At 60.0% G+C, this 15536-nt stretch carries 12 protein-coding genes and 1 pseudogene; 11 read left to right on the top strand and 2 right to left on the bottom strand.

Translation table 11 applies throughout. The annotated features are described in order from the left end of the window. The first annotated feature begins 110 nt into the window (after positions 1 to 110). The 10 genes from ACED67_RS09875 to ACED67_RS09920 all read left to right on the top strand — a co-directional run bounded on the left by ACED67_RS09875 (position 111) and on the right by ACED67_RS09920 (position 14049). A complete protein-coding gene (locus ACED67_RS09875; RefSeq protein WP_395541431.1) occupies positions 111 to 1136 on the top strand; it encodes a helix-turn-helix domain-containing protein in 1026 nt (341 codons plus the stop codon). Between the two features lie 271 nt (positions 1137 to 1407). Continuing rightward, positions 1408 to 2958 (top strand): ABC transporter substrate-binding protein, encoded by a 1551-nt coding sequence (locus ACED67_RS09880; protein ID WP_395541432.1) that lies wholly within the window; start codon positions 1408 to 1410, stop codon positions 2956 to 2958. 142 nt (positions 2959 to 3100) lie between these two features. Next, positions 3101 to 4090 (top strand): ABC transporter permease, encoded by a 990-nt coding sequence (locus ACED67_RS09885; RefSeq protein WP_395541433.1) that lies wholly within the window; start codon positions 3101 to 3103, stop codon positions 4088 to 4090. Next, entirely contained in the window at positions 4090 to 5010 is a 921-nt protein-coding gene (locus ACED67_RS09890) for an ABC transporter permease (RefSeq protein WP_395541434.1), read from the top strand. The genes ACED67_RS09885 and ACED67_RS09890 overlap by 1 nt, the downstream gene beginning before the upstream one ends. Continuing rightward, the gene (locus ACED67_RS09895) at positions 5007 to 6893 is read left to right on the top strand and encodes a dipeptide ABC transporter ATP-binding protein (RefSeq protein ID WP_395541435.1); all 1887 of its coding nucleotides are present in this window, start codon (positions 5007 to 5009) and stop codon (positions 6891 to 6893) included. The genes ACED67_RS09890 and ACED67_RS09895 overlap by 4 nt, the downstream gene beginning before the upstream one ends. 37 nt (positions 6894 to 6930) lie before the next feature. Continuing rightward, positions 6931 to 8514: a GMC family oxidoreductase gene (locus ACED67_RS09900; RefSeq protein ID WP_395541436.1), complete on the top strand. Its 1584-nt coding sequence runs from the start codon at positions 6931 to 6933 to the stop codon at positions 8512 to 8514. Positions 8515 to 8658: 144 nt separating this feature from the next. Continuing rightward, positions 8659 to 10092 (top strand): aldehyde dehydrogenase, encoded by a 1434-nt coding sequence (locus tag ACED67_RS09905; RefSeq protein WP_395541437.1) that lies wholly within the window; start codon positions 8659 to 8661, stop codon positions 10090 to 10092. 934 nt (positions 10093 to 11026) lie between these two features. Continuing rightward, positions 11027 to 11650 carry a class I SAM-dependent methyltransferase gene (locus tag ACED67_RS09910; protein WP_395541438.1) on the top strand — a complete coding sequence of 208 codons (624 nt, stop codon included), beginning with the start codon at positions 11027 to 11029 and terminating at the stop codon, positions 11648 to 11650. Positions 11651 to 11672: 22 nt separating this feature from the next. Continuing rightward, positions 11673 to 12365: an N-acyl amino acid synthase FeeM domain-containing protein gene (locus ACED67_RS09915; protein WP_395541439.1), complete on the top strand. Its 693-nt coding sequence runs from the start codon at positions 11673 to 11675 to the stop codon at positions 12363 to 12365. Positions 12366 to 12573: 208 nt separating this feature from the next. Continuing rightward, positions 12574 to 14049 (top strand): sensor histidine kinase, encoded by a 1476-nt coding sequence (locus ACED67_RS09920; protein ID WP_395541440.1) that lies wholly within the window; start codon positions 12574 to 12576, stop codon positions 14047 to 14049. Between the two features lie 8 nt (positions 14050 to 14057). Here the strand turns inward: ACED67_RS09920 and ACED67_RS09925 are convergent. Continuing rightward, a pseudogene (locus ACED67_RS09925) lies at positions 14058 to 14530 on the bottom strand (transposase family protein); the annotation flags it as partial. A 73-nt stretch (positions 14531 to 14603) separates the two neighbouring features. Beyond that, positions 14604 to 14996 carry a carboxymuconolactone decarboxylase family protein gene (locus tag ACED67_RS09930; RefSeq protein ID WP_395541441.1) on the bottom strand — a complete coding sequence of 131 codons (393 nt, stop codon included), beginning with the start codon at positions 14994 to 14996 and terminating at the stop codon, positions 14604 to 14606. A 101-nt stretch (positions 14997 to 15097) separates the two neighbouring features. On the opposite strand from ACED67_RS09930, the gene ACED67_RS09935 reads away from it, so the two are divergent. Next, positions 15098 to 15244, top strand: coding sequence for a hypothetical protein (locus ACED67_RS09935; RefSeq protein ID WP_395541442.1), 147 nt, complete (start codon positions 15098 to 15100; stop codon positions 15242 to 15244). The last annotated feature ends 292 nt before the right edge of the window (positions 15245 to 15536 follow it).

Below are 15536 nucleotides of genomic sequence, written 5' to 3' on the forward strand. Positions count from 1 at the left end.
TCTGAGTCTTCGCCACCTTTCGACATTCGATGGGGCCGCCGATGCCGACACCATGTTTGACTTCCAGCTTGCCTGAGAGAGACGGGCCCGACGCTGCAACGCGGGCACGGATGGAGTTTTCCAACGACATGCTCTTCGACCGGGCCATGGCCGAAGCCTTCTATGGGTCCGCACCAGAGCGTGCCGGGCGCTTTTATGACGACGACCGCGGGCTGGTTGTGCGCTCGGACATCGATGGAAACCCGTTTCATCAAGATCTGATACAATTCGATCCTGATGCATTTGCGTTTACCGGCAGCGGCACGCCGCGTCCCCTGCCGCTTGTCGGGCATCACAACCAGACAATCGAGAGCGGTGACTGGCTGCATTTCTGCCTGCGTCTGGGTGGGCGGGGCCTGGAGAGTATCTCGAACTTCGCCGATATCGATCAGCCCAGCCGGAGCTGCATTGTCACCCGATACCCTGCCGGTGCGCGGATAGAGCGTATTTCCTCTCCGGTAGATGGCTGGCGTACAGCCTGCCTCTGGCTGCGCCCTGCTGCAGTGTTGCGATTCCTTGAAACCACGGTTTCTCGCGTGCCCGAGCACCTCTCGCTTTTGGTCGATCCCGGCCATATCGATACGCCGACGCATTTTTCGCTGCCGCTGGACGGGCGGATGGTCTTGGCGGTCAACCAAGTCCTGGACTGTCCCTTCACTGGTGGTACCCGGCGTGCCTTCGTTCGCTCTCGCTATCTTGAGATCCTTGCGCTGATCTATCAGGCGGCCGTCGAGATGCCCGCCGAGACTGCTGGCCTGAGCGCTTCGCTGACGCCGCGCACCGCCGAAGCCGTTGCCCGCGCCGCCACGCTTGTGGCTTCACGGCTGGATTGCATGGGCAGCCTTGATGAAATCGCTCGCGAGGTGGGCATTAGCCGGACGCGCTTGACCCATGGTTTCCGCGCGCTCATGGGAACTTCGGTTGAGGTCTATTGGCAGCAGTGCCGCATGAACCACGCCCGCGATCGCCTCTGCGAGGAGAGAGTGGCAATCAGCGAACTGGCACAGCAGCTTGGCTATGCCGAGCTGGCCTCGTTCTCTCGTGCGTTTTCTCGAGCCTTCGGGATAAGCCCGTCGCGTATGCGTTCCAAAGGCTGAGCCCGAGCACGCCGCCCAGCCGGGAGGTGTCGGACGGCTCACTGTACCCGACAAGCCAAATCCGACCGAGTGGCCTGTGATCCTGTCCGTTGTGACAAGGAATTTGTCCGCGCGGACAAAGGCTTTCGTTAAGAATTTACATAGCATGCACCGGTGTTCGTCCTTTGGGGTCGCTTCTCGTCCAGACGCGGTCTCGCGGCATCGGATCAAGAATGCGAAGACGCGGTGTGGCGCCTTCGTCAATAAGTCCAACAGGAAAGAGGTTAAGCCAATGACAACTCGCAGACAGATCCTGGCAGGCGCAGGCGCAGCCTTGGCACTCGGGGCGATGGGGTTGCCCCGGGCCGTCAAGGCCCAAGGCAAAAAGACCGTCGTGCTGGCCTCTATGGGTCCACTGACCGGCAACTTTGACCCGACGTCGCATACCACGCTGGGCCAAGGCAACTTCGATAAGCTTATCTTCAGCCATCTGACCCGCGCGCCGATGGAGGAAGGCAAGACCGATGTTCTTGAACCGGATCTGGCGACCAGCTGGCAGATCATCGACGAGCATACTCTGGAGTTTAAGCTGCGCGACGGCGTGAAATTCCATGACGGGCAGGATTTTACGGCCGAGGATGTGAAGGCCACCTACGAATACGCATCACAGCCGGATCGCCCTGCTTCGTCCTTCTACCCGGGGCAGGTCGAGGTTGAGGTCGTCGATCCGCTGACGGTCCGCATCAAGACCGAGAAATACGGCTATCCGGCGTCGACCTTCTGGTTCGTGTCGAGCTATCTGCCGATCCTCTGCGCGGCCGACATTGCCGACCCGGCCAAATTGCAGTCGCGCCCGAACGGCACGAACGGCTTCAAATACGTGATGACAGAAGGCGACCGCAGCACGCTGGAAGCCTTCGACGGCTACCATGGCGGCCGGCCGAAGATCGACGAGATCGTCTATGCCTATGTGCCCGACGCAAATACCCGCGTCTTGGGCCTGATGAACGGCGAGTACCAGATCGCGGAGCGGCTTGAGCCCGAGCAGTATCAATCCTTGCTGTCGAATGACACGGTGGCCGTGCGAAAGGGTATGTCGACCGAGAACAAGTATCTTCACTTTCGCTGCAACAAGGCGCCCTTCGACGATCAGCGTATCCGTATGGCGGCCTGCCATGCCATCGACCGCGACCAGATCTTGGAGCTGATGGGCGATGCTGGCGTGGCCTCGAACTGCTTCGTCTCGCCGATGAAGTTCGGCTATACTGACGTTCCGAATTATCCGAGCTACGACCCTGCCGAATCCGCGCGCCTCTTGGAAGAGGCTGGCTACCCCGGCGGGCAAGGGCTGCCGCAGCTGGAGTACATCACCTCTATCGGCTTCTACCCAAAGACCAAGGAATACGGTGAGCTGATTGCAGCGATGCTGATGGAGGTTGGCTTTGATGTCCAACTGACCGTTCTGGAGCCCGCGGCATGGGAACAGGCAATCTATCGCGGTGCCGATGGTCAGGGCCCGGGCCATATGTGCGATGTGGGCTGGATGACTGGCTCGCCCGAGCCCGATCTGGTGCTGCGCCCGAACTGGCATTCCTCGGCCGCGCTTATCAATGGTGTCAACGATCCAGAGATCGATGCTGCGCTGGACAAGGAGCGGGCAACGCTGGACCCAGTGGAGCGGATGAAGGTGCTGGCAGAGGAGACTTTCCCGCTTCTCGCCGCCAAGGTGCCCAGCTTCTCGCTCTTCTCGGCGGTGGTCTTCCATGGTGCTGCGAAAAACCTGGAAGGCGCCTACTATTTCCCAAATGGGCCGATCGATTTGACCAAGGCCGATCTGGTTTGAAGCCGCGCATCGGGACGCGCGCTTTCCCTGAAATGGGCGCGTCCTCACGCCAGAACTCGCTTCGGCCCGCCTGTGTGCGGACCGGTTGCAAAAGACTTCTTAGCCGGGCTGATTTGCCCGGCGACCCAAAACAGGACAGGTCATGCTATTTGCCCTAGACTTCTTTCTGCGCAGGTTGCTGCAGGGCCTGGTCATCATCGTGCTTGTGGCGATGCTGATCTTCACGCTGCTTCGCGTGGTGCCAGGCGATCCCGTCCGCATCATGCTGGGCCCGATGGTCACGGCCGAGATGGCCGAGGAGACAGCGCAGAGCATGGGTCTGCGCGATCCGATTCCGGTGCAGTTCATCCGCTACGCCGGTCAGATCTTAAGCGGTGACTTCGGCCGTTCATTCGTGCGCAGTGCGCAAGGGGGCAGTACCGGCGGTTCGCGCGGAGGGGACACTTTCGATGCCGCCAATCGCGCCCCGGTGATGGGACTCATAGCGACCGCCTTGCCCTACAGCCTTCTCTTGGCTGGGCTCGCCCTGGGCATTTCTCTGGCGATCTCGCTTCCGATCGGCATAGCGGCCGGGCTAAGCGCCGGGCGTTGGCCCGACCGGCTGGCGCTATATCTCAGTTCGATCTTCGTTTCGCTGCCGAATATCTGGCTGGCCCTGGTTCTGATCTTCCTGGTCTCGGTTAAGGGGGGGCTTCTGCCGGCGATCGGATATCAGAATTGGACCTACGCCATTCTGCCCGCGCTCGTTCTGGCAATTGAGCTGTCACCCGTGTTCATTCGGTCCGCTTCGGTCGCTGTTTCCAGCAACATGATGGAGTCATATGTGTCGTCAGGCATGATCCGCGGTCTGTCGCGAACCAGGATGGTCGTGGCACACGTCCTCCGCAACTCCATGATACCGCTGCTGAATGTCGTCGGCATCCAGGCCATCGGCCTGCTGCTCGGCAGCCTCTTCGTCATCGAATATGCCTTCAACTACCCTGGCGTTGGGCTGCTGATGATCAATGCCGTGTTCCAGCGCGATTTTCCCGTGATCCAAGCCATCGCCATACTCGCCTGCATGGTTCTGGTGCTGGTCAACATCCTCGTGGACTTCGCTGCCACCACGATTGACAGAAGGCTGCAATACTGATGACGGCCGAACTTGCCTCCACCACCTCTGACGCTCAGCACAAGCTCCGCAGTCAGCGTTCGCTTTCAGCGACCATGTTCATAACGGCCTGGAAGACAACCGAGTTCCGCATAGGCTTTATCGTCTTCTTTGGGCTTATTCTGCTTTCCATCCTGGGGCCGACGTTGCTCGGCGTCTCGCCGACCAAGTTCAGCGTTGCGGATAAGTTCCTGCCTCCCATCGGTTTTGAGGGGGGAAGCTGGGCGCATGTGCTTGGAACTGACCAATTGGGTCGTGATCTCTTTGCCCGTTCGCTGATCGGTCTGCGCAACGCGCTGATGATCGGGCTGATCTCGGTTGTCGGAATGTTCCTGTTGGGCTCAGCCATCGGCATGATTGCCGGTTATGTCGGCGGCTGGGTGGGTTTGATTCTGATGCGAATTACCGACGCACAGATGGCCATCCCGGTCATCATCCTGGCGATCACCATCCTTGGCGTATCGCGACCGACGCCTTTTACCATCGTCTGTGTGCTCATCCTCGCCGGCTGGCCCGCCTATGCCCGAACGGCGCGCAGCGTGATGTTGTCCGAACGACGCAAAGAGTACGTGCGCGCGGCCAAGATCCTTGGCGCATCAGATTTGCGTATCCTGATGGTGCATATAGCGCCGAACATTCTGCCGCCCATTGCCTTTGTCGCGGTTCTGGATGTGGCGCGGATGATGATTATCGAGGCCATCCTCGGCTTCATCGGCATCGGCATCCAGCCCCCCACCCCCACGTTCGGCACCATCATTGCCGATGGCACGAAATATCTGATGAATGCCTGGTGGATCACCACCGTCCCCGGATTGCTGCTGGCGATTTCACTGTGCGGAATCAACCTGATGGGTGGCGCGCTGGAGCGGGCCCGCAACAAACTTCTGCAGGGGGTGTCATGAACGACGCGCAACCCATCCTCAAGGTCCGCGACCTTACCGTCGAACTGACAACGGCTGCCGGACGGCGCAGGGTGCTGGATGGCATTTCCCTCGACCTCCATGCCGACGAAGTGCTGGGGATCATCGGCGAAAGCGGCTCGGGCAAGACCGTGCTGTCTCGGGCGATGGTGAACTGGGTCTCACGCCCGCTTGAGATGACGAGTGGAGAGATTTTCTATCACGATGAAGATCTGCGGAAGATGCCTGCGGCAAGGCTGCAGGGGCTGCGCGGTCGCAAAATTGCCTACATCGGTGCCGACCCGACCAGCGCCCTTGACCCGACGCTGCCGATAGGACGGCAGATCGTCGAAAAGCTGAAGGCGGTCGAGCCGGGAATCTCGGAAGGAGACGCCAAGAAGCGGGTCATCGAGACGCTGCAGGCGGTGCGGATCCCGTCAGCCGCCGAACGATTCAACGAGTTTCCGTTCCAGTTTTCGGGCGGGATGATGCAGCGGGTGATGATCGTCGATGCGCTGGTCACCAGTCCCGACCTTTTGGTCGCGGACAACATTACTCAACCTTTGGACGTGACGGTGGCGGCGCAGATCCTGCGACTGCTGCGGGACCTTCAAGCCGAGTACCGAACGGCGATCCTGTTTGTCTCCTCGCTCTTGGGCGTGGTCAACGAGATTGCGGACAACGTGCTGGTTCTGGCCAATGGCAAAGTCGTCGAGCGCCAGTCGATGCAGGGCATACTGCAGGCGCCCGAACATGCCTATACCCGCCATTTGGTGCGTGACATGCCCCGGATCTGGGAGGTGCCCAGCGACGCACCAGCCGCTCCAGCCCCGGTGATCGTCAGGGACGACCGTCAGGTCATTCTGTCGGTACGGGATGTCAGCCGCACTTATGCCACCAAGGACCGCAACCGTCTGTTCGGCAAGCAGCAGGTGCAGGCTGTGCGGGGCGTTTCATTCGATGTCTTCAAGGGTGACAGCCTTGGGATTGTCGGAGAATCCGGCTGTGGCAAGTCTAGCCTTTCGCGCCTGCTGAGCCGGTTGGAGGCGCCCGACAGCGGCAGCATCCTGTTCAAGGGCAGGGATATTGCCGGCTTGCGGGGGGGCGATCTTCTGAACTTGCGGCGGGGGTTTCAGCTCTTGCTGCAAGACCCATATAACGCGATCCCGGCGCATCTGACCATTGGTCGGACCATAGCGGAGCCGCTGATCATCCATGGCGGCAAATCCAAGACCGAGATCCTCGAGAAGGTCAGAGAGACGATGGCCGAGGTCGGCCTTGCGCCGGAGCTGGCTCATAGCTTGCCGGTGGGTCTAAGCGCAGGGCAGCGGCAGCGGGTCAATATTGCGCGCGCGATGGTGCTGGAGCCAGAACTTCTGATCCTTGACGAGACGCTGTCCGCGCTGGACCAGGTAGAACAGGCCAAGCTTCTGGGATTGTTCGAGAAACTGCAGTCGCGGCACAAAATGACCTACATCTACATCTCGCATGACCTGGGGATGGTTCGCAGGGTGTGCAGTCGCGTTGCGGTCATGTATCTGGGGCGGGTGGTCGAACTGGCCGGGAACGAAACAACTTTCTTCAATCCCGCTCATCCTTACACGAGAGCCCTTCTCTCGGCGGTGCCCGCGATCGAGCGGCGCCCCTACGACGCTGCGACCTACCTGCTGGAAGGCGAGCCGCCGAACCCGATCAACATTCCGCCGGGATGCAGCTTTCGTACCCGCTGCCCCTTCGCCTTCGATCAGTGTGACAAGATCGATCCGAGCCTTTCCGTAAGAGGCGAGGATGATCTGGCCGCTTGTCATCTGGCCGCAGGCGGCATGCCCCCTCCTGTTCCGCCGGTCGTATGGCCGACCAACGATCTGGATTCCGTGCCCGCGTGAACGCCGGCATGGACGCTTAGACTGAGGACTTCGTGTTATGGAATTCGACTATATCGTGATTGGATCGGGAAGTGCTGGATCGGCCCTGACGGCCCGCCTTCTCGAGAAGGGCATGAAAGTGCTTCTGATAGAAGCGGGCAAGCGCGAGCGCATTCCTGTCACTCGCCTGCCCGCGGCTCTGATCCATACGGTTGGCAATCCCAGGTATGACTGGTGCTACAAAACCGAACCTGATCCGACCCGTGATGGACTGACCGAGTCCTGGCCCCGCGGCAAGGTTCCGGGCGGTTCGTCCGCAATAAACGGCATGATCTTCATTCGTGGTGCCAAGCACGATTACGACGCGTGGGAGAAGATGGGCAACCCAGGCTGGGGCTGGAATGATGTCCTGCCTTATTTCCGCCGAATGGAAACTGCGGACAGCGACAAGGACAACGGCGTAAGAGGTGGCATGGGACCGCAGCGGGTCTCTGCGCTGCGCTGGAAACATCCGGTATCCGAGATATTCCTCAAGAGCTTCATCGCTGCGGGCGCCACGTTCAATGACGACATGAACGGCGTATCGCATGAGGGCGTAGCCTGGAACCAGGGCTCGACCAACAAAGGGGTTCGCGCGTCAAGTTTCGACAGTTTCGTTCGCCCGAAGCTTGGAGATCCGAGGCTGAGGTTCATCGACGACACGTATGTCGAACGTCTGATCCTGAAAGACGGAAGAGCTACGGGTGTGGAGGCGGTTCAATCCGGGCAACGCGTAAGCTTTGCTGCCGGGCGCGGCGTCATATTGGCAGCTGGATCGATCAACTCGCCGCAGTTGTTGATGCTGTCCGGCATCGGCGATCCGGCGCAGCTGAAAAAACATGGCATCACGCCATTGGTGGACAGCCCCGATGTCGGCCGGAATCTTCTCGAGCATCCTGGTCTCTATGCGCTGGCCGAGATGAAGGTGCCCACCGCGAACCGGATGGCCCGCCCCCTGCGGGGCGCTCTGGCGCTTGGCGAATGGCTGTTTCGGAAGCGTGGGGTGATGAGCGTTCCAACCGCCCAGTTGATCGCTTTCATCAAGTCGCGACCGGAGCTGGAGCATACGGACCTGCAGTTCCACCTTTTTCCATTCGGGCTGGTGCAGGGCAAGACCAGGCTGGAAATTCCGAAGACGGACCTCGTCACCATCCTGATGAATATCAATCATTCGAAAAGCACCGGCCATCTTGAACTGCGGACGGCTGACCCACGCGAGAAGGTGGCGATCTTTCCCAGGATGCTGGACCATCCTGACGATATCGAGACCTTGCTGCGCGGTATCGAATGGATTCGCCGTATCTGTTCGAAGCCGCCGTTTTCAAACGACATGCTGCGTTTCCTCGACCTGCCGCCCGAGGGCAGTTCGCGCGAGGAGGAGATCGCCTATTTGCGCCGTGCCACGGTGCCGTTCTACCATCCCATCGGGACTTGCCGCATGGGGCCTGACGACAAGGCGGTGGTTCGCCCCGACCTGAAAGTGCGCGGGGTAGAGGGGCTATGGGTCGCCGATGCCTCGGTCATGCCGCGGCACATCTCGGGAAATACCAACGCCACGGCCATCATGATCGGCGACAAGGCCGCGGATCTGATCCACGCCTGACGCCGCGCCGGTAGGGGCGGGGTTCGCTCGGCCGTACCAAAAGCCTGACTGCACCGGCACTCCCTGTGCCCGCGCCCACTTCTCGCCCCTGCGCCCCCGTCGGGACGCAGACCAATGCTTCACGTTCAAAGGGTCGGTTCTGACATGACGTATTTTTCGGAACTCTTTATCGGTGGCCGTCGTGTCACCTCGACCACCGTTCGGATCATCGAGGTCCGGTCACCTTATGACGGTACAGTCGTGGGCACCGCCCCGCTGGCAGGCCCCGCGGATATCGACCTTGCGGTCGCCGAGGCCCGCCGGGCCTTCGATCATGGACCTTGGCCGCGCCTGCCGGTCGAAGAGCGCATCCGGATAATCGAACGGTTCCATGCCTTGTACGAAGCCCGCTCGGACGAATTCGCCCGGTTGACGACACGCGAGATGGGTGCCCCGCACTGGTTCACGCAAGCCATCCGCAGCCTTATCACCAACCAGAGCCACGCCTTCTTCAAAGCTGCGCGCGGCTATCCCTGGGAAGACCGCCGCGACGGTTTCCCTTCGGGCAAGGGTCTGTGGCTGCGCGAGCCAGTGGGCGTGGTCGCTGCGATCATTCCATGGAATGCCCCGCATCAGGTGGCACTCGGCAAATTATATCCTGCCTTGATCGCCGGCTGTACCGTCGTGCTGAAACTGGCCGAGGAAACAGCGGTGGACGGCCAGTTCCTGGGCGAGCTTTTCACCGAGGCCGGCCTGCCCGAAGGTGTGCTGAGTGTCGTCGCCGCCGACAGAGAGACCAGCGAACGACTGATCACGCATTCTGGCATCGACAAGATCGGCTTTACCGGATCGACCGCTGTGGGGCGGCGCATTGCCGGTCTGGGTGGAGCGTTGCTGAAACGGGTCAGCCTGGAATTGGGCGGCAAATCCGCGGCCATCGTCCTCGACGACGCGGACCTGGAGGCGACGGTTGCGGCGCTGAAATACCGGTCCTTCCCCAACAACGGGCAGGTCTGTGTGGCACAGACGCGCATTCTGGTGCCGCGCCGCCGCCAATCGGAATATGCCGAGGCGATGGTGGCGATGATACAGGATATGACCATCGGTGACCCCAGCGACGACGCGACTTTCCTTGGACCGGTCGTCTCGGAACGCCAACGGTTGCGGATCATCGACTATATCTGCCAAGCCGAAGCGGAAGGCATTCGCATTGCGATCGGTGGCAGCGGGATGCCGGATGGCATGAACCATGGAAACTTCATTCGCCCGACTTTGTTCGCCGACGTCGACAACAGTGCCCGGATCGCCCAAGAAGAGATATTTGGTCCGGTGGTCTGCATGATCCCCTATGATAGCGAGGAAGAGGCCGTGGCCTTGGCCAACGCGTCAGAATACGGCTTGGCCGGATCGGTCTGGACGCCCGACGCACAACGGGCCGAGGCCATTGCCCGAAACGTCCGGACGGGAACCATGACGCATGGAAACGCCGCGATCGACCTGCTGTCGCCATTCGGCGGCTTCAAGCAAAGCGGCATCGGCCGCGAGTTCGGCTCCGAAGGGATCAACCACTATATCGAACACAAGACGATAGCGCTTTAGGTCGCGCAGAGCGCTGGTCTGCCACCGGCAAGTCCGGAGCGGTTCAATGGCCTGCGGGCCAGTCAAGCTGCAGAAGGAAAGGTGGTCGGAGGTCCAGAGAGAAGCTTCTTGCTAGCCTATCCCGGCGGAACAAGGTCCACTTCGGCCCCGCCTCTCGCGGTCAGCGGATGGCACCCTTCGGCACCGCCTTCACGCAAGGGGCCGCGTTGAGGTTGTCATGCGTCGCGATACCCAGAAAATGAGCCACAAACTCCAGCGCGGCCAGGTCGAAATCAACCACTCGTAATTTCATTGCGTCCTCAAGAGGATTGAACCCAATCGATTCGCATCCTTGTCGTCCAGAATTGGGGTTAGATTTTGTCGGATCAGCGCCATCTGCGCCCAAGGCCTGCTACATTTTGCCGCGAAAATGCCACAGTTCTTCCTGTCGATCCGCGCGGGATAGCGGGCGAATCGACCCGTCTCAACGGCTCGATCATGCCTGGGTGCATCGGCGCTCTTCCGCCCGGACACTGAACGATCCCACTACAATTAGAGATTGTTCTTCAGTCATAGGCAGATTTGGTAGCAAGCATCGACCCGATAGGCGTGATCGTCGGTCATCGATGTCGTCACACAACCTAAGGCATATCCGCGGCGCATGGGGCTCTCCGGCTGAAACATTGAGGGCATGTCAGACGCACTGTTTCCGAAACCCCTTGCAATGTGAGCTTCGAAGGTTAACTTATTGATAACTTAAGAAGTCATGCAGACGTCCGCTGCCAATCAATGTTGGAGTCGTTCTCCTATGTGGTCAGGTGCCAGTGTCGAGGGGGCCAGGTCAAAGACGCGCCACATCGCAAGTCCTGCGGGTCGGCGCGACCGTGTTGACTGGAGCTCGTACGCGAGAGCCTATGATTTGCTGTCAGAGCACAACCCTGAGTATAGGGCGCTCTTGAGCAACTTTGCGGCATTCCTCGAAACGATCGAGGCGCCGCGTGTGATCTATGACATCGGTGGCGGCACCGGGAACTATAGCCAGATCGCGGCGCGTGCTTTCCGCGGCAGCGAGATCCATCTTGTCGAGCCCGACGCAGGCATGATCGGAGCGGCGAAAGCTAAACTGGCTGACTACGCAAACATCCACTACGAGTCCTGCCCCTTCGAAGAGATTGATGCCACGGGCACGGCTGATCTGGTGGTCTGCGTGCATGCGATCTACACGATGCCGTCGCCCAAGCAGCGGATCGCTGATCTGCGGCGGATGCTTCGTCCGGGCGGCTGGCTCTATCTCGTCGACATTGGCCGCTACATCGACGTAAGTGACTGGCGCAGATATCTGTTTGCCGCTCTCAGGAAAGAGCATGGTCTGGCCGGTGCGCTGCGGATTCTGTGGCAGGGTCGCGAAATCAGCAAGCAGAACAAGGCAATTTTCGAGGCGCAGAAAAAGGGTGTCTACTGGACCCATACCGAGGCTGAGCTTGCCGCGGACGTCATTGCTGCGGGGTTCGACATCGTAGAACAGAAATCGGTGTATCGCGGGTACAGCGACCTCCTCATATGCCGGCCGAGACCGTAGAAGCGCCGGGACAAGCAAGCCGATGTTGAATTCACAAGCTTACGAGGCGTTGACGCACTGCCGCTACAAGGTTGCGACCAGCGGTGATGACCTGGAGGCGATCCTTCGGTTGCGATACAAAAGCTATCGCGCGGAAGGCCTGATTGCCGATAACGAGCGTCTGATCATGACGGACGCCTTCGATGAGACGCCGAACTGCGTCCATGTCGCGATCGAGGTGGACGGTGCGCTTGTGGCGGCGATGCGGCTGCACCTTCTCTCTGAACTCTCGCTTCTGTCGCCGACGCTGGAAGTGTTCCCCGAGCTGCTAGCCGATCTGAAGGCTGGGCAGACGGCGCTTGACCCGACCCGCTTCGCGATCGATCCGGCCTCCCGCAAGAGCCGCGTGCCCCTGCACTTTCTGGCCCTGCGCATCCCGTTCCTTGCCGCCATGTTCTATGATGTGGACCTGGCCTTCGCGTCGTTGCGGACGGAGCATATCCCGTTCTACCGGCGATACCTCGGCTATGAACTGGTCATCCCTGCCCGCAGATACCCTGAGCTGAAGAAACCCCTTCATCTCCTGGTCGCCAAGTTCCGCGACCAGCGCGACACGGTTCTGGCGCGGACGCCGATCTTCGGTCCGGTAAGCGAAATTCCGCAAGCCAACATCGCCTTTCCGTCGCTTGAAGGGGCTTATGCCCCGTCCCGCAAAGGTCGTTCCGCAGCGGCCTGATCAGCGCGCCGCCCGCCCCGCGGCCGCCACAAAGCTATGTCGGCGCCACAGGCTGTACCCGGTTCGGAACGTTGCCGCGCCCGGCCCGCGTCTCGTGTTTTCAAGGTCGAAGGCGCGCGAGGAAGCCCTGCCTTCCGCCTGCTTCTGGCCGATTTTTTGACATATTGATGCGATAGGAGTGAATGCCACGGAGGTGTCAGAGGCACACATGATTAGTCTGAAGACGTTCTGGGCAGCCTGGGAGCATTGGCTCGACCCGAACGGTCGTGAGAAACAGATCAAGGATTACGTGGTCCTCCTCAATCAGCTGGTCTGGCAACGCCAGGCGAGCTTTTTCGCTGCGGCCATGCTAGCGGCGATCTATTTTGACCCCATCTCGACCATGTCTGCCTACCTGCTGGTCGTGCTGACCGAAGTTCTTGACGTGATGCTTGGACGCAAATCCAAGGCATGGGATGGAAACGATCCGGTTGTCGGTCGCGAGATCCTGATACACATCGTGCTGAACACCGCCATCAGCGCCTTGGCGATAAGTGTCTTTGTCATCAACATCGCCGTTCAGCAGACCTCTGGAGGGCATTTCACGCCATTGTTCTTCCTGTTCTCGGCCTCGCTGTTTGCCGCCATGTATAACAGCCTGATGCCGGGCATCCTGATGCTGCGCCTTTCGATATACAGTTGCGCATTCCTCTTCATCGCGCTTCTGGACATCGTCCTTTACTCGCCCCCCCTCAGCTCGCCTGTCTGGCTCGAGTTCTTCACGATCATCTTCGTATTGTATTTCCTGATCGATACTTCCGTGAAATTTTACGTCGGGTATCGGGACCGCGTACATCAGATGAAGTTGATCAATGAGGAAAACCAGCGAACCAGAGCCGCATTGGAGGTGAAGTCGCAATTCCTTGCCACCGTCAGTCACGAACTGCGTACCCCGTTGACCTCGATCATGGGGGGGCTTGATCTTGTCAACAGCGGGGTCCTTGGTGAGGTGCCTGCGAACCTGCAGCCGATCATTCGCATAGCGGCGAAGAACGGGCATCAGCTTGGAAAGCTGATCGACGATCTGCTGGATCTGCAAAAGATCGAAGCCGACGAAATGGTGTTCGATTTCAAGATGATCGACGCCAACGAGTTGGTGTCCGAGGCCGTCGAGTCAACCTCTGGATATGCCGAGAAGCTGGGGATCCAGGTCACGACGCTTCCCTATGCGGGCGACTGCCGGTTCGAGGGCGACCGAGGCCGCGTGATGCAAGTGATGAATAACTTGCTGTCGAACGCGCTTAAGTTCTCGTCCCACGGCGGCACTGTAAAGGTGCAAGTGGACTCCATGTCCGACCGTATCCGGATTTCCGTCCATGACCACGGCGTGGGCATCCCCAAAGATGCCGAGGAACGCGTCTTTGGCAGATTCAGCCAGGTGGATTCTTCCGATGTGCGGAAGGTCGGCGGCACCGGCCTTGGCCTTCACATATCCAAGCAAATCGTAGAGCGCCACAAGGGCAAGATCGGATATGTCAGCGAGCTTGGTGTGGGCTCTGTGTTCTTTATCGAATTCGACCGGGCGACCGAGCCAGGCAAAGTGGATGCGGGACTCCGGCAGGTCGCAGAATTGGCCGAATGCAGCAAAGTCGCGCAATCAACATCCTGGAGACCAGACGCAAGGATCGCCAAATCCAGAACATGAAGGAGAGGTCATGTCGACAAATGGCGTGGCCAGAGGCGGATAGACGTGAGGTCAATGAGGCCAAGGACGCTTCCCCGTCTTTTTATAACGGGTCACACTCGCCGGGCATTCTTGAGCTTTTTTAAGCAGCGCCGACGAGCTTTCGCAAGCGCTGCAGCGCACGGTCCAGGGCGATCCGCTTCTTGCGCATCGGGATCACCGGCAGCGCGTTTCGTATATCTAGGGCTGCCTGATGCTGCTTGCGTCATGGCCGCTATCCGCCAGAAACGGCCCGGGCAGGGCAGATTGTCCGCCATGAGCAGGTCGAAGCCGAGGGACTCGGATATCTGACCCGGACCGATTCCCGTCCTTCTGCGCGGGCCGCGTGCATGGACGCGGAGATCGATCTTGGTCGCGAAGCTGCCGCGAAAAGGGCGGCACCCCTGCCGCGTCAGCCTCCTCCAGCGCCCGTTGCCTGACGGTGGGCGCGGATCGTGCCAGAAGCGAAGTTGATCTTCGCTTGACCGCAGCTGTTCGGCGCCTCATCGAGTTTCGGGGTCGGGCCCGCTGGAAGCCTATTCGAATTGCGGGTCGATCTGGACGCGGTAGCCATTCACCAGGCGGTTGGTCTCGTTCGCCATGCCGACAACGCCCATCAGCTCGCCGAACATCTCGGGGGTCATGCCGGCCTTTTGCGCCGCCGCCGTATGGCTTGCGATGCAGTAGCCACAATTGTTGGTGACAGAGACGGCCAGATAGACCATCTCCTTCACCACCGGGTCCAGCGCCCCCGGCGCCATCACTTCCTTGACGCTTTCCCAGGTCCGCTTCAGACCCTTGGGGTCATTGGCCAAGAGCTTCCAGAAGTTGTTCACATCCTTCAAGCCACGCGAGACCATGATGTCGTCATAGACAGCTTTCACCTCGGGCGAGGCGTCGCGATAGTCGATCGGTTGGGGACGGGCCATGTCTTCCTCCTGTGAACTCAATCCGTTGAGCCTGAGGAATTGCATTCTATATGTCAATATGGCATGCAATTTTACTGCCGAGCGGCTCATGCCTCCGCGCGATGACATCGCCTATCTACGCCGCCGCCCTGATGTTCAAGCGCGCGACGGCCGAGCGATTGCGCTACAAGACCACGCCCGCCCGCGAGGGCCCGGCGGTTCTGATCCATGCTGCGGTGGGTCGGGCACCTCCTGACCGCCTGGCTTAAGGCCAGCGGCTGCCCGGGCGTGCAACTCCTGAGGCGCGGCGCGGCGCATCACAGGGCCGATCGTCCTTCAGGCCTGAAGGGCGCGAATCCCTCTGCCAGCCGACAGATTCACGGCCTGCCTCGTCTAATCCGAGCGACAGAATTCCCTGGAACCTGCTGGTCGTGGAACATAACCCCTGTTGTCCTCTGATTTTCCAGCACAGAGCGTTCGAAGTTTCGGTATGATAAAAATAAAAATTGCATACAAAAAATTCATATCGCATGCTGATCAGGCCAAGAGCCCTACATAGAC

The sequence above is a fragment of the Neotabrizicola paludis genome (assembly GCF_044142105.1).
Taxonomy (GTDB): Bacteria; Pseudomonadota; Alphaproteobacteria; order Rhodobacterales; family Rhodobacteraceae; genus Pseudogemmobacter.

What these genes read in the sequence shown, in the direction of transcription:
- ACED67_RS09875 (WP_395541431.1), top strand. Translation starts at nt 111, where the DNA reads ATGGAGTTTTCCAACGACATGCTCTTCGACCGGGCCATGGCCGAAGCC.
- ACED67_RS09880 (WP_395541432.1), top strand. Translation starts at nt 1,408, where the DNA reads ATGACAACTCGCAGACAGATCCTGGCAGGCGCAGGCGCAGCCTTGGCA.
- ACED67_RS09885 (WP_395541433.1), top strand. Translation starts at nt 3,101, where the DNA reads ATGCTATTTGCCCTAGACTTCTTTCTGCGCAGGTTGCTGCAGGGCCTG.
- ACED67_RS09890 (WP_395541434.1), top strand. Translation starts at nt 4,090, where the DNA reads ATGACGGCCGAACTTGCCTCCACCACCTCTGACGCTCAGCACAAGCTC.
- ACED67_RS09895 (WP_395541435.1), top strand. Translation starts at nt 5,007, where the DNA reads ATGAACGACGCGCAACCCATCCTCAAGGTCCGCGACCTTACCGTCGAA.
- ACED67_RS09900 (WP_395541436.1), top strand. Translation starts at nt 6,931, where the DNA reads ATGGAATTCGACTATATCGTGATTGGATCGGGAAGTGCTGGATCGGCC.
- ACED67_RS09905 (WP_395541437.1), top strand. Translation starts at nt 8,659, where the DNA reads ATGACGTATTTTTCGGAACTCTTTATCGGTGGCCGTCGTGTCACCTCG.
- ACED67_RS09915 (WP_395541439.1), top strand. Translation starts at nt 11,673, where the DNA reads ATGTTGAATTCACAAGCTTACGAGGCGTTGACGCACTGCCGCTACAAG.
- ACED67_RS09920 (WP_395541440.1), top strand. Translation starts at nt 12,574, where the DNA reads ATGATTAGTCTGAAGACGTTCTGGGCAGCCTGGGAGCATTGGCTCGAC.
- ACED67_RS09930 (WP_395541441.1), bottom strand. Translation starts at nt 14,996, where the DNA reads ATGGCCCGTCCCCAACCGATCGACTATCGCGACGCCTCGCCCGAGGTG.
- ACED67_RS09935 (WP_395541442.1), top strand. Translation starts at nt 15,098, where the DNA reads ATGACATCGCCTATCTACGCCGCCGCCCTGATGTTCAAGCGCGCGACG.